Genomic DNA, 23,132 nt, shown 5'->3' with positions numbered 1-23,132 from the left:
ACCATGAGCATTCCCAAGCTGAACGCCTACCCGCTGCCGCAGGCGGCCGACTTCCCCGCCAACAAGACCGCCTGGCGCGTGGATCCCAAGCGCGCCGCGCTGCTGATCCACGACATGCAGCGCTACTTCCTCGCCTTCTACGGCGAGGACAGCGCGCTGGTGAACGAACTGGTTTCCAAGGTGGAGGCGCTGCGCCGCTGGGCCGACAGCCACGGCGTGCCGGTGATCTACACCGCGCAGCCGACCGAGCAGAAGCCGGAAGACCGCGCGCTGCTGAACGATATGTGGGGCCCCGGCCTCACCACCGCCGATCCGGCGGTGCAGGCGGTGACGCCGCGGCTGGCCCCGCGCGAGCGGGACACCGTGCTGGTCAAATGGCGCTACAGCGCCTTCCAGCGCAGCGATCTGCAGGAAAAAATGAAAGCCTGGGGCCGCGACCAGCTGGTGATCTGCGGCGTCTACGCCCACATCGGCTGCATGATGACCGCCTGCGACGCCTTCATGCGCGACATCCAGGCCTTCATGGTCGGCGACGCGGTGGCGGATTTCAGCGAGGAAGAGCACAAGATGGCGTTGCGCTACGTGGCCACCCGCTGCGGCGCGGTGATCGCGCAATCCGACCTGGCGGCGGCCGGCGGCGACGCCGCGCTGACCCGCGAATGGCTGAAGGCCCAGGTGCTGACGGTGCTGGAAGACGGCGACGACAGCCTGGCCGGCGATGACAACCTGCTGGACTACGGCCTGGACTCCATCCGCGTGATGGAGCTGGTGGCGCAATGGCAGAAGCTGGGCCTGGAAATCGGCTTCGAAGATTTGGCCCAAGACCTGACGCTGGACGGCTGGTGGACCGCCATCCAGGCCAAGCTGCCGCAGGAGGCCTGATCATGGTCGGACTGGATTTCACCGGCCAATGCGTGTGGGTGACCGGCGCGGCCCAGGGCATAGGCCAGGAAGTGGCGCGCCGCTTCGTCGAGGCCGGCGCCCGGGTGATCGCGCTGGATCTGAAATTCAACAGCCCGGCCGCCCGCGGCGGCGTGCTGCGCGAGCTGCCGCTGGACATCCGCGACGCCGACGCCGTGGCCGCGCTGTGCCGCCGGCTGGCCGAGGAGGACGCGCTGCCCGACGTGCTGGTCAACGCCGCCGGCGTGCTGCGCCTGGGCGCGTTCGACGCGCTGTCGATCGACGACTGGCAGCAATGCCTGGCCGTCAACGTCAGCGGCCCGTTCTACTTGCTGCGCGCGCTGATGCCGCACTTCAAGGCGCGCCGCGCCGGGGCCATCGTCAACGTCGCCTCCAACGCCGCCCACGTGCCGCGCATCGACATGGCCGCCTACGGCGCGTCCAAGGCGGCGATGGCCAGCCTCAGCCACAACGCCGCGCTGGAGCTGGCGCCGTACGGCGTGCGCTGCAACGTGGTGTCTCCCGGCTCCACCGACACGCCGATGCTGCGCGGCATGTGGCAGGACGAGCACGGCGCCGCCCGCACCATCGCCGGCAAGCCGGAAGCGTTCCGCCTGGGCATCCCGCTGGGCAAGCTGGCCACCCCGGCCGACGTCGCCGGCGCGGTGCTGTACCTGGCTTCCGACCTGGCCGGCCACGTCACGATGCAGGACATCGTGGTGGACGGCGGCGCCACCCTGGCCGCCTGAACATGCGGCCGCCGCGATGGGAAGAAGGCCTGCGCGCCGGCGGCGCGCGGCCGCCCTGTCGCCGACATCGGGGCCAGGCCTTGACGCCGGCCCTGCCGCAAACGACGGGCTGAATCCGCTGCTCGTTTGCGGATCATCCTGTGGAGAACATCATGACAACGCTTGCCAGGCCGGAACACGGCCTACTCGCGCCCGAACACGGCCACGCGTCGCCGCCGTCCAGCCAGGCGGACTACCGCGCGATGGCCAGCCCCGCCGAACTATTGCGCAGCCTGCCGGCCGGCCCGCGCGCCAGCGCCTCGGTCCATTCCGGCCGCGAGGCGGTGAAACGCGTACTGAGCGGAGCAGATCCGCGCTGGCTGGTGGTGGTGGGCCCCTGCTCCATCCACGACCCGCGCGCCGGCCTGGACTACGCCGCCCGGCTGGCGGACCTCGCCTCCGAGCTGGACGACACGCTGCTGATCGTGATGCGCGCCTACTTCGAAAAGCCGCGCACCAGCGTGGGCTGGAAGGGCCTGATCAACGATCCCTACATGGACGACAGCTATTGCGTGGACGAGGGCATGCACATCGCCCGCCGCTTCCTTTTGGCCGCCGCCGAACTGGGCCTGCCGCTGGCCGGCGAGGCGCTGGACCCGATGTCGCCGCTGTATCTGGCCGACCTCTATAGCTGGATGGCGATCGGCGCGCGCACCACCGAATCGCAAATCCACCGCGAGCTGGCCTCGGCGCTGGACAGCGCCGTCGGATTCAAGAACAGCACCGACGGCTCGCTGGACGCGGCGCTCAACGCCATCGTCTCCGCCAGCGCGCCGCACGCCTACCTCGGCATGGGCAAGGACGGCCGGGTGGCGGTGGTGAACAGCCGCGGCAACCCGCACTGCCACCTGGTGCTGCGCGGCGGCGGCGGCCGGCCCAATTACGACTCGGTGAGCATCGCGCTGGCCGAGCAGGCAATGAAGAAGCACGACATTCCGCCCGCCATCATGGTGGACTGCGCGCACGCCAACTCATGGAAGCAGCACACGCTGCAGCCGCGCGTGCTGGCCGACGCGGTGTCCCAGATCCGCCACGGCAACCGCAGCATCCGCGCCTTCATGCTGGAGAGCTTCATCGAAGCCGGCAACCAGTCCATCCCGGCCGATCTGTCGCAGCTGCGCTACGGCTGCTCGGTGACCGATCCCTGCGTCGACTGGCACACCACCGCCGACATCCTGCGCGACGCGCGCGCCAAGCTGCGGCCGCTGCTGGAAAGCTGAGCCGCATCCGCAAGCCATGCCCTCCCGGCATGGTGAAGCGCGGCGCGAAAACTGAGCGCCATTGTGCGCGATAATTGGTGTTCGAGATTGTTTCACAAGCTGCAAAGGAATTGCAAAAAAGGCCGCATTGCGGCCTTTTTCGTTCCAACATGCAGCGACTCAGGATGACAGCATGCCCGATATTTCATCAATCTGGGCTTCCAGCTGGAGACGCTTTTGTTCCAACTCTTCCCGTTGAGCCTCTAAGTCGGCAATGATCTTGAACCGTTCCTCAACGGAAGGGAACTCCTCGTTCCCCCAACGATTTCCAAACTTCCCCTGCGCATGCTTCAAGAAACTCTCGTAAATTTGATCCCCAAAGAAAAAGCAGACGGCCTGAATAGATAGCGCATCCCCTCCAAACATTCCATTGGGGAACATGGCCGTCCCATTTTCAAAATCAAACCGAGAAAATGGTTCCTTATTTTTGGGCGTGCTGCCCAACGATGGAGCGTTGCGAAATAGTTCAAACTCCAAATGGTCAATATGTTCTTTGGCGCAGCGATTAATGCATGCCTTTAAGTATAGACTGTAGTCTCCCAGACTTATCGGCATGGCCTTGAACTCTGCAATGCGTGCATTGATGCTACCTATCTGGCCATTTGTATCAGCCAGATCGGTCTTCAACTGTGCCAACGTGCCATTGATGGTGGATAGGGCTGCTTTGAGCTTTTGGGCGATTTCCATACCAGATACCTATTTAGAGATAGTGATTAGAAGTTCAGCACTCGCTCGGCAAGTGTGGCTGCTTCCATGTAAGACAGCGCAGGACATGTTTGCTGATAATCCAGAGTTAGCTGATGATGTACAGCTCGCCCCTGCTCGAAAGATTGACTGGAGAATTCCGCAAAAGCTGCTGTTGCTGGTTTTGATAATTCAAAACCTTCACTGAAGCACAATGAGTTTGCCATCTCGGCAAATTCTGGGTTGGCCATTCCTTTGACGGCTGGCGGCATTGCCCCCAGAAAGCCAACATGCTTTAAGCTGTAAGCTCCCGGCGTAGGGTTGTTACTCGACCAAGGAGGAAAGAACGATGCGGATATTTTCCGGTAGCGGCCCGCTTTGACCAGTGTTTCCAAAGCCGAATCAGAAATGGCTTGGGCATATAGCCCGCCATCTTTGACAAATAACCCGGTTACCTTCCCATAGACGGGCTTATCATCTTGCGGGTGGCCTATAACCAACGGCGCGGCATAGCGCTGCGGATTGTAGGCGCTGGCAGTCATCTGCAAATCACCCTCGCTGAAAGATAGGGATGTGCCACCCATGCTACCGAATGTACCCGTCTTGAATATTTGAAATAGCCGATGCTGCTTATTCATTCCGAACCCCAGTTCTCACGCTTCCATCGCGTACGCTCCTTTTCTCGCTGGGCTTGTTTTTCCTCTTCTTGCTCTTGTTGTTGTTTGACTCTGACGGTGCGGATAATGTGATAAGCCCATTGCAAGCTGATGCTATATTCTAGGGCGATCTCTTGTACTGACAATTCCCCCTTGGTGTATCGTTGATATATTTCTGCATCACGCTCAGAAATCGATTGACCTTGCTCCAGAGGAAAGTACAAGTTTTGTCCACCATAGGTGCGGCGGACTTCTTGCATAACCTCAAGGGCAATATCGTCTGAATCGTGCTCGGTCAATCCGCGTTTTTGCAGGCTCTGCCCGATCACCGCTGCCAAACTCGCCGTAATTTCTGCTCCGCTCACAGTCGATTTCCATTTGCGGCCTGCTGTGAATTCCTTCGGTCTCATCGCCCCTCCTCCTGTCTGATCAAGTTTCCAAGCCTTTCGTAATGATCGTTAGGAATAGGGGTTGAGCGATACTTAATGTACGTTAGTGATGAAAAAATCCCCCGATAAACGGGGGACTGGTGCTTGAACAGATCAGCCTGATCTGGCGGCTCATATCGCAGGTCAAACCATCTCAAGCCTCTTCACGTAAAACATTGCTGCGAGCTGCTGCAATATCTCCGCCAAATCGCTTATCCAACTCGTTGCGCACTTCGGCCACCAGCATTGCGGAGCGGTTAACCGCATCATCCAAATGCAGCACGACGGCACGTACCGCAGGTGGCAATTCCCAAGGCGCTTCCGGATCATGGTCCAGAGACTGGGTAGCTTCTGCGGTGAACCATGCATCCAGTGCTTTGACGGCTTCTAGATGCTTGGCAAGCGCGGCATCAAGCAATGCTTGCCGCTGGGTAATTTCTTGCTGGAACGGTGCTACGCGCTCATCCCATGGGAGGGTTTGCAATGGATTAGCGAGCTTGGCCACTTCCTCGGTCAACCGATCAATTTTGCTGTTCTTGTCCTGCAACACCCGCGCTCGCGCGTCCAGATCGGCCTCAGCCTCCGTTACGCGTTGCGTTAGCACGTCTTTTTCCTTGGCATGCTTGGCGATAATCTCCTCTGCCAGTTCGACGAACGCCTCTTTGTCGCCGATCTTGGCCACTTCGATCAGCGCCGCCTTACTGTCATCCGGCAGCTTGCGGAACTGGCGCAGTTCGCGGTAACCAATGCCCATGCGGGACATGCTTTCCAGGGCTTCTTCACCGAAGGATTGAAGGTTGTTGATGTCCTCGTTGACCTTCGGAGCGGACGTGCCAAGCAACTTGCAAAACTCCTCCCACGTCCCACTCAGACCGCGACCGTCGCGGTCTTTCATCCCTGACAATGCTTGATAAAGCTTATTTTCCTTAACGTAAGCCATTTTGGAAACCGCGACCGTCGCGGTCAGTTTTGCAACTGCGTCGGCCATTTGTGCCTGGCCAAGTAACTGATTCAGTAGGTCGCGGTCTTCTCCGTAGCTGGCCTGGGCAATAGCCATCACGTTCACTGGAACGACATCATCATGATGCAACTCAACGGCGGGGGCGGCTTTCGGGGCTTTGGTGCTGGCGGTGCGTGCCATGGTTTTCTCCTTGCGCAGCATGTCGAGGGGTCATGGTTCTGGCCATGATCGCGTCAGTATCTCGAAGGTTTTAAACGGCGTTGTCCAAAACAGTTTAAAAACGAACGCCCCCGATATTCGGGGGCGTGCTGTCAGTTACCGGCATCCGGTGCTGAGGACTGGGCCATTTGATCCTGTATTGCTTTGAAGTATTGATTTTGCTTGTGTTCTACTCTGCGGCGGGCCTTCAGTGTGGCCTTGGTGTGGATTTCCGGGCGCGGCAGCGTGCCGTTGCCCCAGTCGATCCATAGCAGCTGAAAACCGCGCCCGTTCACCAAGGCGCAGAACGCCTGCCAATGGCGCTCGCCGTCGATCAGCAAGGCAGCGTTGTCGTAAATGGTCGTGGCCGCCTCTCTGATCTGTTCCAGGCCTGCTCCAGGCTTCGCCGCCGACTCCATGGCATTGAGCACGGCGGTCAATGCCTGCTGCTGAAGCAGTAGCTTGCGCATAGTTTGGCGGGCGTCGGTATCGAACTGGTCAATGTTGTCGAATACCTCGGACTCATAATCGGGCAGCGCACTCATGGCCAGTTCGACCAAGGCGGTCACATCCGCTAAACGGATGCTGTCATAGCCATTTTCCAGTTGGTAATGCAGGGTACGCAGCAAGGCTTTGCTGCGGTGGCAGGCCTCGGCCAAATCATGGCTGACATGAGGCAGATCAATCGAGCTTAAGCGCGTGGCGATCTCGGAATAACCGAAAGCATCGGGTTGATGAGAAGGGCAGGCAGATGCAGAGCGGGTGGATTGAGCAGCCATGATGGCCTCCTGACAGATATTTTGAATTTACCCTTTTTGAGAGGGTGGCCGGGGGCTCAAAACCGCTGTCAGACGGCGGGCGTATTCCCCCCTTGCGGGAGTCTTGTATTAGCCTCACACCCGGCCATAGGAAATCTATGGACGCAAAAAAACCGCATATCTTTCGGGCGCGGCGACCGCTGACAGTAGGTGTTTTGAGCACCGAGTTTCAGGATACCGGAATCTGCAACACCTTTGCAACCCGTGAAAATCCCTCCCGCAACGCTACCTGTCCCATTGGTGGGTGATGCCACGGCCCTTATCCTTGCCCCGGCTTGCCGCCCGTAAAGCTTTATAAAGCGGGCTTGGCGGCTTGGACGGGACATCGCCCATCCGAGCCATGCAAGCGCGGCGACATGCGCTTGCATGGCCTGCTGCTATTTCCGGCTCATGAGTGGCCCTGTACATATCTCACCTTACGGGCATCAGAGAGTTGACCACATAGCCAGCTCAAGGTGGCGCGTGCTTCTTGGTCAATGTCCGGGTGGCGCGGCCAGCGTGTTTCTTGTAGGCGCTGTTCCATTTGCTCCAGCGAGACGCCAACATCCTTTTCTACGGCAGAGGCCAGATACAACCATGCGCGGGCCATGGCGTTCACTTGGGCTTCGAGGGTCTGAATGCGGGCTTCAGTCGTCTTCATGGCGTAGTTCCTTGGTTGGGTTCGACGCTTTCCAGCCTAGGCGCTGCGGGTGCTGTGGCATAGATGCAAAACGGCTATTTGTTTGGAGGCGGCTGGAATGCGTGAATTCCAAAACGGCGGCGAGCCTGGAGGGGCGCAAGGAATGCGAAATGGCCGCCAAGCCGGCGGCCATCTGAAGGAGTGAAACGCTTAGTTGAATGCTCGCCGCTGCTGGCGGGCGTAGACCTGCTCCATCATTTTTTCCAGCTCCCGGACTGTTAGCTGTGTTGCCTGCAGAATCTGCTCTTTGACGTTCTTGCCTCCGCCGTCGATATGGAAGGTTTGATACAAGTTAACGGTGACATTGCCCGTTGCGGCGGGGCTGGCCATCTGGCGGGACGCATTGGGCGCTGACGCGCCTGCGCCAGCTTGTACGACGGCGGCCAGCTGGGCTTGCTGCGTGATGGCCGGGCGCTTGCCAACGGAAGGCGGCGGCAATGTGGGTTTGCCCCACGCGGTGGTGGTGGCCAACGCCATACCTGCCGTGGCCGTAGCGACGACACCCGCCGTGCGGGCGACACCGATTGCCGTGCCCTGAGCAATATTGTCACCGAACCCCATAAACACCCGCGAAGGGGACTTGATGCCCAGCGCAGACTTGAATTTGCCGATGGCGCTATTCCCCAGTTCCTCCACGACTTGGACGGCGCTGCCGATCCTGGCCCGAATACCGTTGACCAGGCCATCGACTAAATCCGTTCCCAGTTTGATGAACTTGGTTGGCAAATCAATCAGTCCCTTGACGATGCCACCCAGCACCACGCCGACCTTTTGGCCCATGTTCTGCGCTTTGCCCCCTACGTCGTCCACGGGTTCGAGCAGGTTGGCAAACCAGTTCCATACGGCTTTCACGCCGTTAACCAACATAGAGAACAGCGGGGCCGCGATGGTGCTGATTGCCCGGAAGGCAAAGCCTACGCCTGGAATGGAGAGGAGCAGCCGCCCAATGGATGTTCCAAACCCGATAACCGACTGGATGAGCGACTTGATGGCCGGCCCGGCCACGCTGGACAGACCTTGCCACAGTCCGACAAAGAAGCCTTTGATCGGCTTCCAATACTTGTACACCACCAGGCCCACGGTCGAGAGCACCAGGCCGATCGGCGACAACCGCAGCAGCATCATGCCCACCCTGCCAATCCAAGGCAGGACGGCTTGGAAGCCCACCAACAAGCGGGGCGCAAGGTTGGCGATGCCGCTTGTTGCCACACGAGGGAGCGCCAAGGGCAAACGCGGCATGCCGCCCGCCAGCAGCGCGCGGAGGGTGGTGATTCTGCTGGTCAGGCTCATCCAGCGGGTGAATATCGAATTACTGGGCGCCAAAAACATCAGGTTGCCCAGTAGTTTAAGGCTGAACATGGCCGTTCGTAAAAGTGTGAGCCCGCCGACCACGCCGATAATGCCCTTTAACAAGCCTGGATTCTGTTTGGCCCAGTCTCCAAATGCTTTGACGCCGGGTTTGATGGCGTCCACCGCGCTCACAAGGCTGGGGAGCAAGGCATCACCGATGGTAATGCCGATGTCCGTCAAGCCGATCTTGAGCTGTTTGAATTGCTCGCTGGCCCCTTGCATGCGCTTGGCAAAGTCTTCGTCAATCTGCGATTGACCGCTTTTACCTTTGCCGGTTTTAACCTCCTCTTGGATTTTCTTGAGGTCGCTGCGGTTTTGCACTTCGGCGAGCAGATAGCTCATGGCCTGCATGTCCTGGAACATGCTGCTCAGCCCTGCGCGATTGCCGATGGCTTCAATCATGGTGCGTCGCCGCGCCATTTCGGCGGCGCGCTCGGTAGGGTCTTTGATAGCGGCCAGCTCCGCCGATAATTTCTCCAACTCTTTTACCGCCTGGGGCGATGATTGGCGCATTTTATCCATGATCGCGCCCACCGCGCCCTCTACTGGGTCCAGCCCTTGACGTGCCAAGCGCAACAAACTGCCTTGCAGATCGATATTTACCTTTGCAAAATCATTCAGCGTATCTGGCGATGTGAGTTTAGAAAGGAAATTCTTAAAGTTATTTGCCGCTTCATCATTATTGCCTGCCGTTCGTCTGGCAATTTGCAGGCGGCTGGCCATGTTGACCACCGCCTCATTCCCCTCTACGCCAATAGACTTCATCATGCCGCCCAAATCGGGAAACCATTTCGCCATATCCCGAATTTCAAATGAACCCTGCTTCCCCGCCTTGGTGGCTTGATTGAATGCCAGCTCTTTGTCTTTCACCCCCAATTGATCAAATGCGACATTCATGCGCGCGGCATCTGCCATGGCCGCGCGAGTGGCAGTGGTGAATTTGGCCAGCAGGCCGATTTGACTGGAGGCTTTGTCCGGGCTCATGCCTTCCGCGATCAGGATGCCGACGCCCTTGGCGATTTCGAATTGAGATTGATTGAAACGCAGGGCCGCCGCTCGCACCGATTGGCCTAACGCCGCTTCAGCGGCTGGCGCGAGGTCACCGGTAATGGCAATATCCTTGATGGCGTCTTGATAGGATGCGGACAGCTGGACCGACTTTCCAACAGGCAAGGCGACAGCGGCGGCTGTCGCAGCACTTTCCCGAAGACCGGACCAATGCTCTTGACGGCGGCCCTTCAGCGTTTCACCGCGCGCCATGCTGGAGGCGAGTTTCTCTTGTTTCAGCCGCAAACTATCAATGGCACGGCCCAGCTTTTCATAATCATGGTTCATCGCGGCAAGGGTCTTTGGAGCCAGCGTTCCCATTTGCCGTTGAATGGCGCTTCCCAGCTCATTTTGCTTTGCCTTGAGCATGGATGTGGCTTGTCCTATGCCGGCCAAGCTTTGCTTGACGTTGCCAAATGCCGCAAGCGCCGATGCCGCATGCGCGCCAATGCTGATGGATACCGCGAGGTTTTTGTCCATGGTGCCGCCTATATGAAAAATGCCGCCAGCGATTAACGATGGCGGCAAAGTTGTGCGTGAACGATTTAGCCTATTCCTGGTTGTGGGCTTTCCAGACTCGCACCGCCATATCTGCCCATTGCATGTACTCTTCCATGTCGAGAGCGTCTATTTCAGACGGCTGAATCCGCAGCCAATACAGCAGGGCTTCGTCAGCTGCTTTCAGATTCGGTGCTTCCTTCAGCCATACGGCGAAAAAAGTCGGTCAGCGCCCTGGAGTCGGCAATGTCGAGTTGGCCGATGTCTTCCATGGTCAGGCCGGACAGGCGAGCCAGCAGGAAGTCTTCTTGATCGACATCATCCTTGCTGAACTGGACGGCGGCCTTGAGGTCACTGCGCTTGAGACGGCGCATTTCTATCGTCTCGATGTGCTGGCCACCGGCATTGGTGAATGGGAATTTGAGGGTATACTTGGACATGACTGGCTCCTTCGTTGGTGATGGAGCCAGTATTGAGGAGGCGTCCGAAAACGCCCTTGAAAGCGGATTAGCGAATGCAAGACGGGCAGCTTGAGGGGTGTTTCATATGCTGCAACAGTCTTTCAGTTTTCATCCCATTACATCCCAGGACCTCCCGGCGTATCCCGCAATTATCACGCACTTCCCCTGGGATTTATCTCACCTCACCTCAGCATGGCTTGCGCCTTGCTCCTCACCCCTCCCGCCATCCCCTCCCCCAGCCGCCAGCAAGCGCTGCCTCCGCCATTCAACACATGACCCGGCGCTACGCACTGTTCCACACCATCAGAGGCGTCCCCCTCCCTGCCCGCAGCGCCCCGTTCGAGTCCCATCCTCGCCTGGAAACCGCTGGCCAGCGGCACCAATTAAAAACATTTTGATTTATCAGTTGTAACAATTATATTAAAGACCAGGCGCTGAGCGCCGATATACAGGTCAGCCAGAGCAGCCGTTCGCCTTGCGTTTCGCACGCGTTGCAACCGTGTCCATGCCGCGATGTCAGCCGCGCCGGCTCAAACATTTTCTCCGGCACCATGAAGGAGGCCTTGCAGCTCGAAACCACTGGCGGGGCTGGCCGCAGGCTTGGCGAAGCCGAGCCATGCAGAACCGCCGGAGTAGACGCAGGCAGCGTCAGCAACCGCGTCCGCAGGTCCATCCATCGCAGGCACATGCCCGCTCAGGATCGTGCGGGAGCAGGTTCGCGATCGTTTCCAGCAACGCTCGTTTTCTACAGATCGGGAGCTAGACAATGCCTCACGGCAACATCATTCGCCGTCAGGATGGTTTGATACATCCATCGACTGACAGAAAACGGTTTCGAGGCACGCCCGGCAAATCGGGCGCAGCCGCCGGATGCTGGAGCGAACGCCCGAAAAGCCGCCTGCGTGGGATTGCATCGGATTGGGATACCCATGCCTTTATGATCGTCTCGGCTCAAGACCAGACGAATGGAGATAACGCGGGTTTCGAAGGACAAAATAACGCCAGGCAACCGGCGCAATCCCTCTCCCGCTATCGATACAAGCAATCGGCCTCTCGAAATTACAGCGCCGTTATGGCGGATACGCCGAATCGGAAAATCGTATTGCCGATTTTAGGGGCTACGCCCTTCCAATTGCCCGATTTAAAGATGAATAAATTGTTTTTGATATTACGACGCGTTCTCACTCGCACACTCATGGAGATTATATTCTCTCGCGCAAACCATGCCGATTGAATAATGAAATCATACCAAGACATATCGCATTGTAAAAAGAAAAATGTGCACTTATAAAGCGTCATTGCGTCAGGAAAAACCGCTCGAAATTGGTCAAGACAGCTACCTGTATTACTGCAACCAATTTGACTCGAACCGTTTTCCGCCACTCAACGCAATAGGCGAAATTGAAATACAGACATGAGAAGCCCGCATATCCAAAGCTTTTCAATTAAAACAGGTACAGCTTTCTTGACTGAATACCAAAATATTGGGGCCTTGGAAAATCCACGCAATAAGTTGATTGGAGCTGGCGATGAATCGCATTTATCATGTCATTTGGCACTATGCAACGCAACAATGGACCGTTGTATCCGAACATACTTGCGCCAAGAAGCGTCGGTCGTCTTCCAGCCAAAAAATCTCCCCTATCGCACTGAGCCTGTTAGCCTGCCTGACCAATGGGGCCACGGCAGCACCGATCGGCGGCCAAGTCGCGAATGGATATGGAAGCATCAGACAAACAGGCAGCACCACCACAGTTGTTCAAAACTCGCAAAACCTGTCTCTGAACTGGAACAGCTTCAATGTCTCACCCAATGAGACCGTCAATTTCATCCAGCCCAATCGCACGTCGCTAGCCGTAAACAACATCCTGGGAAATTCACCCAGCCAGATAATGGGCCATTTGAATGCCAATGGACAACTATGGCTCATCAACCCCAACGGGATGATATTTGGCCGCAACGCTCAAATCAATGTCGGCAGTTTAGTCGCCTCAACTTTATCGCCAAGCAGCAACTCGAGTAATGACACGATTCAGTTCAAAGGATCTGGAAGCGGAAGCATCATCAATCAGGGACATATCAGCGCCGCACAGGGAGGCTATGTCGCGCTATTGGGCAATGCCGTCAGCAATCAAGGAACGATTGAAGCGACTGCAGGCACGGTAGCGCTAGCCGGCGGCAGCGAGATCGCCGTAGGCTTCGCCGACAACCAGCTGGTCGGCATCCAAGTCAATAAAAGCACCTTGAACAACTTCGCCGAAAATCAGCAATTGATTCAGGCCGACGGCGGCCAGGTCATCATGACCGCAGGCGCCCACGACAGCATCTTGGGCAGCGCCGTCAACAATAGCGGGATCATCGAAGCCCGCACTCTGGAAAGCCATAATGGCAAAATCACCTTATTGGCAGGCATGGCCGCTGGCACGACCAGCGTGGCGGGCACGCTGGATGCGTCGGCTCCCGACGGCGGCGACGGCGGCCATATCGACACCTCCGGGGCCCACGTCAAGATCACGCCCGACGCAAACATTTCCACCAAGGCCTCAAATGGTTCGACCGGCTCCTGGACGATAGATCCGCAGAACTACACCATCGCCGCCAGCGGCGGCGATATCACCGGCTCGCAAGTCAGCAGCCTGCTGGGCAGCAACAACATCACCATTTCCTCCACCCAGGGCGCCGTCGCGGGAAGCGGCGATCTGAACGTCAACGACGCCATCAGCTGGAGCAATGCCAACTCATTGACGCTGACCGCGGTGCGCAACGTCAGTTTCAACAGCGGCGGCACCGTCACCAACACCGGCGGCGGCACCTTGTCGGCCCGTGCGGATGCCAATGCCAGCGGCACCGGCACCGTGGTCATGAATGGCGGCAGCATCAATGTCAGCGGCGCGGGCGGCGCGGTCAATTTCTATTACAACCCGGCAGTATTCGGAACGCCTTCCACTTTCAGCAATGTCACCGTCAGCGGCGGCAGCAAATTCACGCCATACATGCTGATCAACACTGCAAGCAAGCTGCAGTCGATGTCGACGAACGCCAGCGCGAATTATGCTTTGGCCACAAACATCGATGCCTCTTCCATCAGCAATTTCACACCCGTCGCGTTCAGCGGCAATTTCGATGGCCTGAACTATGCCATCAACAATTTGACGGTCAATGCCAGCGGCAATAACGCAGGCTTGTTCAGCACGACCAGCGGCACGGCGACGGTGCAAAACCTGTCGCTGGCCAATGCCTCGGTGACTGGACACGCGACCGTGGGCGCATTGGTCGGCAACAATGCCGGCACGATTAAAAACGTCACCGTCAGCGGCACCGTCAGCGGCACCAATACCGAGATCGGCGGGGTGGCAGGCTACAACACGGGATCTCTGGATCGCGTCACATCATCAGCCACGGTGAATGGCACGGGCATCAGCGGCGCCAGCGACTATGTCGGCGGCCTGGTCGGTTATAGCACGGGCGGTTCGATCAGCAATGCGTCGGTCAGCGGGGCGGTCAACGTGGCGGCTCACAATTACTATATCGGCGGTCTGATCGGATACAGCAACAGCACCATCAGCAACTCGGCCGCCACCGGCAATGTCAATGCGGTGTTTGGCGGGTATACCGGCGGCTTCATCGGCTATGCAGCCGGCGGAACGGTATCGGCCTCCTATGCCACCGGCTCGGTTACAGCCGGCGATTATGGCTATGACGATAACGCCGGATTCATTGGCGTGAATTATGCGCCGATCACTAATTCCTATTCCACCGGCACCGTGACGCTCGCACAGTCCTGGTATAGCGGCGGCCTGGTCGGGCAGAATCACGCCAACATCGGCAACTCTTACTCCAGCAGCAATATCACCGTCAGCAGCGGCCCCGCCGCCGGTGGAGACGGGTCCGCCACCTATACCAATAGCGTCGGCGGCTTGGTTGGCTACAATGTCGCCGGCAATCTGAGCAATGTCTACGCGACAGGCAATGTCATCTCGACTGGGCAAGGCGCGAACGGCACCTATTACGGCAGCTACTATATTGGCGGTCTGGTCGGCTATGTCGGCTCGGGCAACATCACCCATTCCTACGCCACCGGCAACGTCACGGCCACTGCGCTGATTCAGGGCGCAGGCGGGCTGGTCGGCGAAGCGGTCGCCGGCACGTATACCAACGATTACGCCAGCGGCAATGTGACAGCGACGCAAGCCGGCTACAGTTCCCCCCCCTACCTATGTCGGCGGCTTGATCGGCTATCCGGGCGCGACGCTGGTCAATACCTATTCCGTCGGCAACGTCAGCGTCTCCGCCGGCACCACCAACTACGGCGGTTTGACAGGCGCGGCGACCACCATCACCGGCAGCTCGTTCTGGGACACCACGACCAGCGGGCGGGCCACCGACCCATCCACTCACGCGGTCGGGATGAATACGGCCAATATGCAAACCCAGGCCAACTTCACCTCGGCCACGACAGCCAATGGCAATACCAACCCGGCCTGGGATTTTTCCACGGTCTGGAAAATGGGCACCGGCGCTTATCTGTACCCGGTATTCCAGACAGCCAATGGACCGACCAGCACGCCGGGGCCCACCACGCCTGTGGTCGCGGCAGTTTACTATCCACTGACGCTGTCCAATTTCTCCGCCAGCAACAAGGTCTATGACGGCACCGCCGCGGCCAGCGGCATCACCGCCAACCTGGCGGGGATCCTACCCGGACAAACCGTCGGCCTCTCTTCCTTGAGCGGTAATTTTGTCGACAAAAATGTCGGCAATGGCAAAACGATAACGCTGAATTCAACCCCGACGCTGGCAGGCGCCAACGCCGGCAACTATTTGCTGGCCCCCTATGTCGTCAACGCTTTCAGCGCCAACATCACCCCGCTGGCCATCACGGTTAGCGCCACCGGGCAGAACAAGACCTATGACGGCACCGTCCACGATACCGTGACGCTGTCCAGCAGCGGCGTGCTGGCCGGCGATACCGTCAACTTCTCCGACACCAGCGCCACCTTCGCCAACAAGAACGTCGGCAACGCCAAAACCGTCTCGGTATCGGGCATCTCCGCCAGCGGCGCCGACGCCGGCAACTACACCATCAATAGCACCACCACCACCAGCGCCAACATCACGCCGCTGGCCATTACTGTTAGCGCCACCGGACAGAACAAGACCTACGACGCGACCGTCAACGACGCCGTGACGCTGTCCAGCAGCGGCGTGCTGGCCGGCGATGCCGTCAACTTCTCCGACACCAGCGCCACCTTCGCCAACAAGAACGTCGGCAACGCCAAAACCGTCTCGGTATCGGGCATATCCGCCAGCGGCGCCGACGCCGGCAACTACACGCTCAACAACAGCACCGCCACCACCAGCGCCAACATCACCCCGCTGGCCATCACCGTTAACGCCACCGGGCAGAACAAGACTTATGACGCCACCGTCAACGCCAGCGTCACGCTGAGCAGCAGCGGCGTGCTGGCCGGCGATACCGTCAACTTCGCCGATACCAGCGCCGCCTTCAACAACAAGAACGTCGGCAATGCCAAGCCGGTATCGGTGGCCGGCATCTCCGCCAGCGGCGCCGACGCCGGCAACTACACGCTCAACAACAACACCGCCACCACCAGCGCCAACATCACCCCGCTGGCCATCACCGTTAACGCCGCCGGGCAGAACAAGACCTATGACGGCACCGTCAACGATACCGTGACGCTGTCCAGTAGCGGCGTGCTGGCCGGCGATACCGTCAACTTCTCCGACACCAGCGCCACCTTCGCCAACAAGAACGTCGGCAACGCCAAAACCGTCTCGGTATCGGGCATCTCCGCCAGCGGCGCCGACGCCGGCAACTACACCATCAATAGCACCGCCACCACCAGCGCCAACATCGCCCCGCTGGCCATTACCGTCTCTGCCACCGGGCAGAACAAGACTTATGACGCCACCGTCAACGGCGCCGTGACGCTGTCCAGCAGCGGCGTGCTGGCCGGCGATGCCGTCAGCTTCTCCGACACCAGCGCCACCTTCAACAACAAGAACATCGGCACCGCCAAGCCGGTGTCGGTAACTGGCATCTCCGCCAGCGGCGCCGACGCCGGCAACTACACGCTCAACAACAGCACCGCCACCACCAGCGCCAACATCACGCCTCTGGCGCTCAGCGTCAACGGCGCGGGCGCCTTCGACAAACTGTATGACGGCACCAATGCCGCCACCTTGTATGGCAGCATCGGCACCCTCGGCAGCGACGCCGTGACGTTGAGCGGCAATGGCACATTCGCCAGCGCCCACGTCGCCCATGACGGCAGCGGCAACGTCATCGCTCAGAGCGTCGCCGCCAACTACGCCATCAGCGGCGCGGATGCCGGCAATTACACATTGACGCAGCCTACCGGGCTGGCCGCCGCCATCAGGCCGGTTACCGTCACCGCCAATATCAGCGCCGCCAATAAAACCTATGACGGCACCACCAGCGCGACCCTGACCAGTCAGGCACCATCAACGGCGAAACCCTGGCCCTCAACGCCGCCGCCGCCAACTTCGACACCAAGGACGCCGGCACCGGCAAGACCGTGACAGCCAGCGGCCTGACGCTGAGCAATGGCACGGGCCTCGCCAGCGACTACGCGCTGCAAAGCAACACCGCAGCCACCACCGCCAACATCAATCAGGCGCACCTGACCATCAGCGGCCTGGCCGCCTCCGATAAAACCTATGACGGCACAACCGGCGTCACCATCACCAACTGGGGCAATCTGAACGGCCTGGTATCAGGCGAAACGCTCACCCTGAACCATGGCAATGCCACGTTCGGCAGCGCCGCCAGCAATGCAGGCACCCTCACCGTCACCGCCTCCGGGTACAGCCTGGCCAATGGCAGCGGCAAAGCCAGCAACTATATTCTCGACACGCCCACCGCCACCACCCAGGCGGCGATCAATAAGGCTTTGCTGACCATCACGGCCAATAACGACGCCAAAATCGTGACCCAGGCCGACAATGCAGGGAGCTACAACGGCGTCAGCTATTCCGGTTTCGTCAATGGCGAAACCGCCTCCGTGCTGACCGGCTCGCTGTCCGTCTCGCGCAGCGGCATGGGGGCCGGCAACGGCGTCGGCGATCCGGCAGGCAGCTATGCCAACAGCCTGGTCGCCAGCGGCTTGAGCGCCGCCAACTACGCCATCGCCTACCAGCCCGGCAACTACACCATCGTCCCCGCCAACGTGCTGCTGGTGAAGGCCGCCAATGTCAGCCAGGCCTATGGCTCGGCATTCAACCTGGCGCCGCCGACCGCGCAATATCTCGACGGCGCCAGCAATCTGATCAAGACGCTGACCGTGACCGCCAATGGCGGCAACAACTTCTCCGCCAGCGACGGCGCCGGCGGCTCGGTGACCTTTACCCTGGCCCCAAGCGGCGGCGCGTACAGCGGCAGCAACAACCTCAGCCTCGGCAATTACAACCTAGCCAGCAGCAACGCCCACATCACCGGCAGCAACTTCAACAGCCTGGTCTACACCGGCGTGGAAACCGTCACCCCCAAGGCGCTGACGCCCTCCGCCATCAGCGGCGTCAGCAAGACCTATGACGCCACCACCGCCATGAACGGCTTGAGCCTAGCAGGCGGCTCGGGACTCATCACCGGCGATGCGGTCACTATCAGCGGCAGCGGCGCGTTCGCCAGCGCCAACGCCGGCAGTGAAGGCTACACGGTGAACAATCTGACCCTCAGCGGACATGATGCGGCCGACTACTATGTCACCAACGCCGGCACCCTCACCGGCACCGGCACCATCAATGCGCGCCACATCACGCTGAACGCGCAGAGCGATGCCAAAACCTATGACGGAACGACAAGCTCCACCCAAAACGTCGCCATCGGCGGGAGCGGACTCGTTGGTTCCGACAGCATCAGCGGTCTGGCGGAACAGTTCAACAGCAAGAATGCGCTGGGCGCCAATGGCAGCACGCTGTCAGTCAAAGCCGGCTACGCGGTCAACGATGGCAATGGCGGCAACAACTACATCGTTGATGCCTTGAACACCGCCAGCGGCACCATTAACAAAGCGGCGCTGACTTTGAGCGCGCAGAAAGACGTCAAGACCTACGATGGCACAGCAAGCTCCTCCGGAACCGTTCTGCTCACCGGCGGCCTGGTCGGCGGCGACAGCTTCTCCACGCTGAGCCAAAGCTTCGATAGCAAAAACGCCGGCAGCCGGACGCTGAACGTCAACTACGCGATCAATGACGGCAATGGCGGCAATAACTATCAGGTCGCCACCCTGGCGGCCAGCGGCGCGATTGCGCAAAAAATCCTGACGGCGCCAAGCCTGAGCATCAACAACAAGGTCTATGACGGCACCACAAGCGCAAGCATCAACGCCTCTGGCGGCGCACTCAACGGCGTGCTTGGCGGCGATAGCGTAAATATCGACACCAGCCGCGGCGTGGCAAGTTTCTCCACCAAGAACGTCGGCGCCAATCTGGCGGTCACCATCGGCTCCGTGGGGCTGAGCGGCGCGGATGCCGGCAATTACACGATCAACAACATTGCCACCGCCAGGGCCAATATCACGCCACTGGCCATCACAGTCGGCGCCACCGGGCAGAACAAGATCTACGACGGCACCGTCAACGACACCGTGACGCTGTCCAGCAGCGGCGTTCTGGCCGGCGATGCCGTCAACTTCGCCGATACCAGCGCCACTTTCGCCAACAAGAACGTCGGCAATGGCAAAACCGTCACGGTCACCGGCATCACCGCCAGCGGCAGCGACGCAGGCAACTATACCCTCAACAACGGCACGGCCATCACCAGCGCCAGCATCACGCCGCGGACCCTCACCGTCAGCGCCACCGGGCAAAACAAGATCTACGACGGCACCGTCAACGACGCCGTCACGCTGGCCAGCAGCGGCGTGCTGCCAGGCGATATCGTCACCATCTCCGCTGCCGGCGCCAGCTTCCTCGATAAAAACGTCGGCAAAGACAAAATCGTCACCGTGGCCGGCATCTCCGCCAGCGGGGCCGACGCCGGCAATTACGCGATCGCCAATAGCGTAACGACAACCGCCTCGGTTACGCCGATCACCTTGTATTACTTCTCGCAAGCGCAGGGCATCAAGCAAGGCCAGACGCCCAACGGTCTTTCCGGTGAAATCAGAGGAAACTTCGCCAGTGGCGAGAACTTGAGCAATGCGACGGATGGCACATTACGTTGGACCACCAACGGCAATGCTTATAGCGCGGTTGGCCAGTATGCGATCATGGGCAGCGGATTGAGCGCGCAAAACTATATCTTCATACAAGATCCATCCAATGCAACTGCGCTTACCATTTCCCCCAATCAAGTCCCATTCATCACGCAAACCCAGAATGACGTTACCGCACAGATTCTTGCCCTGGCCGCCAATGGACAAGCCTCCTCAACGCCATACGGCTTGACTACCAAGCCATTTGCAACCGGCAATGTCGCCGCAAACAGAAAATACCATGGCGACAACAATACTGGCCTGTCAGGTTTTGAAACCGTATTGAACCTCGATGTAATTGACGGCGGCGTTAAATTGTCAACAGACCGTAAAACTCTTGGCGGGGGTAACTAGCCATGACATCACGCTCGAAACCATATTTCTTGGCAAAAACAAAATCCAGCAATATGCATCCCAGGAAATCAGGCACACTCCATTCTGTCCACATGATAAGTTATGCTCTATTGGCAATTTGGACGGTGCAGGCGGGTGCAGCCAATCCATCTGTCAATATCGACAGCGGTCAACTCTTGCAAGAACTGAAGCGTCCCAAGCCAACCACCCCGATCAAAGACACCCCGCTCACCACTGAGCTTCCTGTTGACGTTACAAAACAGAGTGGGGGCACATTGCTAGTACAAGACATCGTACTGGAAGGAAATACGGTTTTTGATAATAAAACTCTTCTTGAATTAGTGGCGGACGCCAAGGGCAAGGAATTAAATTTAGATCAGCTAAAAGAATTAGCCACGAGAATTACGCACTATTATCAACAACATGGCTACCCAATCTCATTAGCTTATATCCCAGCGCAAACACCAAGCGATGGTACGGTAAAAATCAATATCATTGAAACTCGCTTTGGGGAAATCACGATAAACAACCAAAGCAGCGTCAAAGACAAGGCTTTACTAGCTAATCTAAAGCCATTGCAAAGTGGTGACCTGGTCCGCGAAGACCCGTTGCAACGCAGCTTATTATTACTAAGCGACACCCCTGGCATTGCAGTGCACAGCGTATTGCGCCCGGGGGCAAACCCGGGAACCTCAGACCTGCAGGTCAGCGCGCAAGCCGGAGCGAAATTCGCCGGCAGCGTACTGCTTGACAACACCGGCAATACTTACACTGGCCGTCTTCGCCTCGGAGGGACGCTGCAGATCAACAACCCGCTCAACCAAGGCGATCAATTGGTGGTGAACGGTTTGACCAGCTCTGGACTAAGCTATGGGCGCGTCGATTATCAATTCCCACTGGCAGGACAAGCGACATTACTGGGTGGAGCCGCTTCTTACCTGGACTATAAATTGCAGAACGACTTTTCCAATCTAGGCGCACATGGAAATGCCAGCGAAGCTGATTTATGGCTTTCCCATTTTTTCGTTCGAAGCGTAAATGGCTCTCTCATCGGCCGCCTGACCGTCAATCAAAAAAACCTAGATGACAATATAGATTCGAATCAATCGAATAAAAACAGGCGGACAAATAATGTCATTGTAGAGCTTTCAGGCGATCGACTCGACAGCCATGGCATCAGCAACATGCGCCTAGCCCTTACCAGCGGCGAATTGAAATTCCGCAATGAAGCCGCCAATCTATTAGATACGGAAAGCGCCAAAACGGCTGGTCATTTTTTCAAAAGCACATTAAGCTTGGCTCGCCTGCAACGCCTGACCAACAGCAGCGCGCTTTATTTATCCATCACCGGACAGCTGGCCAATAAAAACCTCGACTCCTCAGAACAATTTGTTCTAGGTGGATTTAACAATATACGCGCCTATGAATCAGGGGCTGCCGCGGGAGCGGAAGGTTATGCCGCCACGGTAGAATTACGCCAAAATTTTTCTCTGCCGGCACCTGGCACATGGCAAGGCATTGCCTTCATCGACTCCGGCCGAGTTCAGCTATACAAGAATGCATTTGCCTCCGGTGAGAATTCCGCTACGCTATCCGGGGTAGGCATTGGCCTGAATTGGAGCGGAGGGCAAGGTTGGAACCTGTCATCGATACTGGCAAAGAAAATAGGCAGTTCCCCGCCAGCATCCATCGTCAGCAATCAAAAACGGGCATTATTCTGGCTACAGTTGAACAAACAGTTTTGAATCCGGCATGACAACGCCGAGTCCCCGCTACGGGACTCGGCGTTGCGTTTGATGCTTACTTTCGCGACAAAACCGTGATCCGCTCCTTAAGGCCACACCAATCAGAATGCGCGACGGCGGCTCAGCCCCTCCCTTGCGCGGCCTGCGATGCCACCGCCGACATCCTTCTCGACGCACGCGTCAAGCTGCGGCCTCAGACCGACGCCAACTCCTGCGCCGCGCCGCCTCGATACGCGATGAACGGCAGATCGAAGCCCTGCTCCCGCATCGCTTGCTGCAACTCCCTGGCTTTGGATTGGGAAGCCGGCGAATCGACATCGACATAGATGCCGAGCACGTCTTTCGGCTGGTAGCAGATTTTGGCCTCGGTCGGCTCCACCTCCCGGCCGGCCAGCCTGGGCTGCGCCATCTTTTCCTGTATCCGATCGAAGTCGAATACCGAACGATACTCGTCGGGAATGCCCAGCTCATCCATCTGCTGCTCGCTCACCGCAGTGGCGTCCACCGAGAAAATATCCTCGTTCCAGGTGGCCTGATAGGCGCCCATCATGTCGAACTTCGGGAATTGGCCCGGGAAATACTGGCTGGGCTCCAGGCCGGAAGGCACATTGGCGGTCGCCGCATCGAAAGTCGAAAAACCGCCCAGCCGCGCATCCGCGCTGATAATCAGCCCGGTACGGTCTGCGTGCGGGTCATGGACCTTGCCGTTCAGGCCCTGCTGGATGAAGGTGGCCGAAGACCAGTACCGCTCATCGCAACCGTGTCCCAGGCAGGCATCCAGCTTCGGCATGAACGTGTTCTCGAATTCGTCGCGATGGTCCGACACTGTTCTCAGATAAAGCCCGCCGCTCTCGAACTGCCGCATCAATTGCGCCAGTTTTTCCTGCCTGTTGCCGCCAGTGATTTCATGCGGGACGCCGCCGACGGACGCCGTGGAAACGGAAGCGGCGGCCACAGCGGAGGAAAGGGAAATATTCATGGCCTTATCAATCCATATCATTTGCAGACCGGTGAAAAATAGCATCGGGCAAATTTACGGACTTTCTATTTTCGCTCCAGGCCGCGCA

General features: G+C 58.7%; 17 protein-coding genes. 8 read left to right on the top strand and 9 right to left on the bottom strand.

The genetic code is table 11. The annotated features are described in order from the left end of the window. Nucleotides 1-3: 3 nt before the first annotated feature. The 3 genes from CV_RS07235 (at nt 4) to CV_RS07225 (ending at nt 2,908) form a co-directional block, all read left to right on the top strand. Entirely contained in the window at nt 4-882 is an 879-nt protein-coding gene (locus CV_RS07235; RefSeq protein WP_011135035.1) for an isochorismatase, read from the top strand. Nucleotides 883-884: 2 nt separating this feature from the next. Beyond that, nucleotides 885-1,649, top strand: coding sequence for a 2,3-dihydro-2,3-dihydroxybenzoate dehydrogenase (gene dhbA, locus CV_RS07230; RefSeq protein ID WP_011135034.1), 765 nt, complete (start codon nt 885-887; stop codon nt 1,647-1,649). Between the two features lie 152 nt (nt 1,650-1,801). Further along, nucleotides 1,802-2,908 (top strand): 3-deoxy-7-phosphoheptulonate synthase, encoded by a 1,107-nt coding sequence (locus CV_RS07225; protein ID WP_011135033.1) that lies wholly within the window; start codon nt 1,802-1,804, stop codon nt 2,906-2,908. 159 nt (nt 2,909-3,067) lie between these two features. On the opposite strand, the gene CV_RS07220 is transcribed toward CV_RS07225, so the two are convergent. From CV_RS07220 to CV_RS07190, 8 genes are all read right to left on the bottom strand, one after another. Next, on the bottom strand, nt 3,068-3,634 hold the full coding sequence (locus CV_RS07220) for a hypothetical protein (protein ID WP_011135032.1): 567 nt from the start codon (nt 3,632-3,634) through the stop codon (nt 3,068-3,070). A 26-nt stretch (nt 3,635-3,660) separates the two neighbouring features. Continuing rightward, nucleotides 3,661-4,269, bottom strand: a complete 609-nt coding sequence (locus CV_RS23440; RefSeq protein ID WP_011135031.1) for a hypothetical protein — start codon at nt 4,267-4,269, stop codon at nt 3,661-3,663. After that, nucleotides 4,266-4,697 (bottom strand): Mor transcription activator family protein, encoded by a 432-nt coding sequence (locus tag CV_RS07215; RefSeq protein WP_011135030.1) that lies wholly within the window; start codon nt 4,695-4,697, stop codon nt 4,266-4,268. Before CV_RS07215 ends, CV_RS23440 begins: the two co-directional genes overlap by 4 nt. A 172-nt stretch (nt 4,698-4,869) precedes the next feature. Beyond that, nucleotides 4,870-5,856, bottom strand: coding sequence for a hypothetical protein (locus CV_RS07210; RefSeq protein ID WP_011135029.1), 987 nt, complete (start codon nt 5,854-5,856; stop codon nt 4,870-4,872). Between the two features lie 131 nt (nt 5,857-5,987). Then, nucleotides 5,988-6,653: a hypothetical protein gene (locus CV_RS07205; protein ID WP_011135028.1), complete on the bottom strand. Its 666-nt coding sequence runs from the start codon at nt 6,651-6,653 to the stop codon at nt 5,988-5,990. Between the two features lie 427 nt (nt 6,654-7,080). Further along, complete coding sequence (locus CV_RS07200; RefSeq protein WP_011135027.1) at nt 7,081-7,332, bottom strand: hypothetical protein; 252 nt, start codon at nt 7,330-7,332, stop codon at nt 7,081-7,083. Between the two features lie 189 nt (nt 7,333-7,521). Continuing rightward, complete coding sequence (locus CV_RS07195; protein ID WP_011135026.1) at nt 7,522-10,248, bottom strand: phage tail tape measure protein; 2,727 nt, start codon at nt 10,246-10,248, stop codon at nt 7,522-7,524. Nucleotides 10,249-10,439: 191 nt separating this feature from the next. After that, entirely contained in the window at nt 10,440-10,706 is a 267-nt protein-coding gene (locus tag CV_RS07190) for a phage tail assembly protein (RefSeq protein WP_011135025.1), read from the bottom strand. A gap of 787 nt (nt 10,707-11,493) precedes the next feature. Here CV_RS07190 and CV_RS23430 point away from each other — a divergent pair. The 5 genes from CV_RS23430 to CV_RS22815 all read left to right on the top strand — a co-directional run bounded on the left by CV_RS23430 (nt 11,494) and on the right by CV_RS22815 (nt 22,065). Continuing rightward, nucleotides 11,494-11,961, top strand: a complete 468-nt coding sequence (locus CV_RS23430; protein WP_147296201.1) for a hypothetical protein — start codon at nt 11,494-11,496, stop codon at nt 11,959-11,961. A gap of 295 nt (nt 11,962-12,256) precedes the next feature. Further along, a complete protein-coding gene (locus CV_RS07180) occupies nt 12,257-15,376 on the top strand; it encodes a GLUG motif-containing protein (RefSeq protein WP_147296202.1) in 3,120 nt (1,039 codons plus the stop codon). Further along, nucleotides 15,312-17,291 carry a YDG domain-containing protein gene (locus CV_RS24215; RefSeq protein ID WP_043595751.1) on the top strand — a complete coding sequence of 660 codons (1,980 nt, stop codon included), beginning with the start codon at nt 15,312-15,314 and terminating at the stop codon, nt 17,289-17,291. The genes CV_RS07180 and CV_RS24215 overlap by 65 nt, the downstream gene beginning before the upstream one ends. Then, nucleotides 17,213-20,320 (top strand): beta strand repeat-containing protein, encoded by a 3,108-nt coding sequence (locus CV_RS07170; protein ID WP_227590084.1) that lies wholly within the window; start codon nt 17,213-17,215, stop codon nt 20,318-20,320. The genes CV_RS24215 and CV_RS07170 overlap by 79 nt, the downstream gene beginning before the upstream one ends. Nucleotides 20,321-20,322: 2 nt before the next feature. Beyond that, entirely contained in the window at nt 20,323-22,065 is a 1,743-nt protein-coding gene (locus tag CV_RS22815; protein ID WP_011135020.1) for a ShlB/FhaC/HecB family hemolysin secretion/activation protein, read from the top strand. 193 nt (nt 22,066-22,258) lie between these two features. On the opposite strand, the gene CV_RS07165 is transcribed toward CV_RS22815, so the two are convergent. Then, nucleotides 22,259-23,089 (bottom strand): NAD(+)--protein-threonine ADP-ribosyltransferase, encoded by an 831-nt coding sequence (locus tag CV_RS07165; protein ID WP_011135019.1) that lies wholly within the window; start codon nt 23,087-23,089, stop codon nt 22,259-22,261. Nucleotides 23,090-23,132: the final 43 nt, after the last annotated feature.

This window comes from Chromobacterium violaceum ATCC 12472 (assembly GCF_000007705.1).
Classification (GTDB): domain Bacteria; phylum Pseudomonadota; class Gammaproteobacteria; order Burkholderiales; family Chromobacteriaceae; genus Chromobacterium; species Chromobacterium violaceum.
Note: the sequence above shows the minus strand (reverse complement) of the source record. Positions and strands in the feature narration are given on the sequence as shown.

Coding starts and splice junctions, on each gene's coding strand:
- CV_RS07235 (WP_011135035.1), top strand. CDS start 4: ATGAGCATTCCCAAGCTGAACGCCTACCCGCTGCCGCAGGCGGCCGAC.
- CV_RS23430 (WP_147296201.1), top strand. CDS start 11,494: ATGCCTCACGGCAACATCATTCGCCGTCAGGATGGTTTGATACATCCA.
- CV_RS07165 (WP_011135019.1), bottom strand. CDS start 23,089: ATGCTATTTTTCACCGGTCTGCAAATGATATGGATTGATAAGGCCATG.
- CV_RS07200 (WP_011135027.1), bottom strand. CDS start 7,332: ATGAAGACGACTGAAGCCCGCATTCAGACCCTCGAAGCCCAAGTGAAC.
- CV_RS07215 (WP_011135030.1), bottom strand. CDS start 4,697: ATGAGACCGAAGGAATTCACAGCAGGCCGCAAATGGAAATCGACTGTG.
- dhbA (WP_011135034.1), top strand. CDS start 885: ATGGTCGGACTGGATTTCACCGGCCAATGCGTGTGGGTGACCGGCGCG.
- CV_RS07180 (WP_147296202.1), top strand. CDS start 12,257: ATGAATCGCATTTATCATGTCATTTGGCACTATGCAACGCAACAATGG.
- CV_RS07225 (WP_011135033.1), top strand. CDS start 1,802: ATGACAACGCTTGCCAGGCCGGAACACGGCCTACTCGCGCCCGAACAC.
- CV_RS07195 (WP_011135026.1), bottom strand. CDS start 10,248: ATGGACAAAAACCTCGCGGTATCCATCAGCATTGGCGCGCATGCGGCA.
- CV_RS07205 (WP_011135028.1), bottom strand. CDS start 6,653: ATGGCTGCTCAATCCACCCGCTCTGCATCTGCCTGCCCTTCTCATCAA.
- CV_RS07220 (WP_011135032.1), bottom strand. CDS start 3,634: ATGGAAATCGCCCAAAAGCTCAAAGCAGCCCTATCCACCATCAATGGC.
- CV_RS07210 (WP_011135029.1), bottom strand. CDS start 5,856: ATGGCACGCACCGCCAGCACCAAAGCCCCGAAAGCCGCCCCCGCCGTT.
- CV_RS22815 (WP_011135020.1), top strand. CDS start 20,323: ATGACATCACGCTCGAAACCATATTTCTTGGCAAAAACAAAATCCAGC.
- CV_RS23440 (WP_011135031.1), bottom strand. CDS start 4,269: ATGAATAAGCAGCATCGGCTATTTCAAATATTCAAGACGGGTACATTC.
- CV_RS07190 (WP_011135025.1), bottom strand. CDS start 10,706: ATGTCCAAGTATACCCTCAAATTCCCATTCACCAATGCCGGTGGCCAG.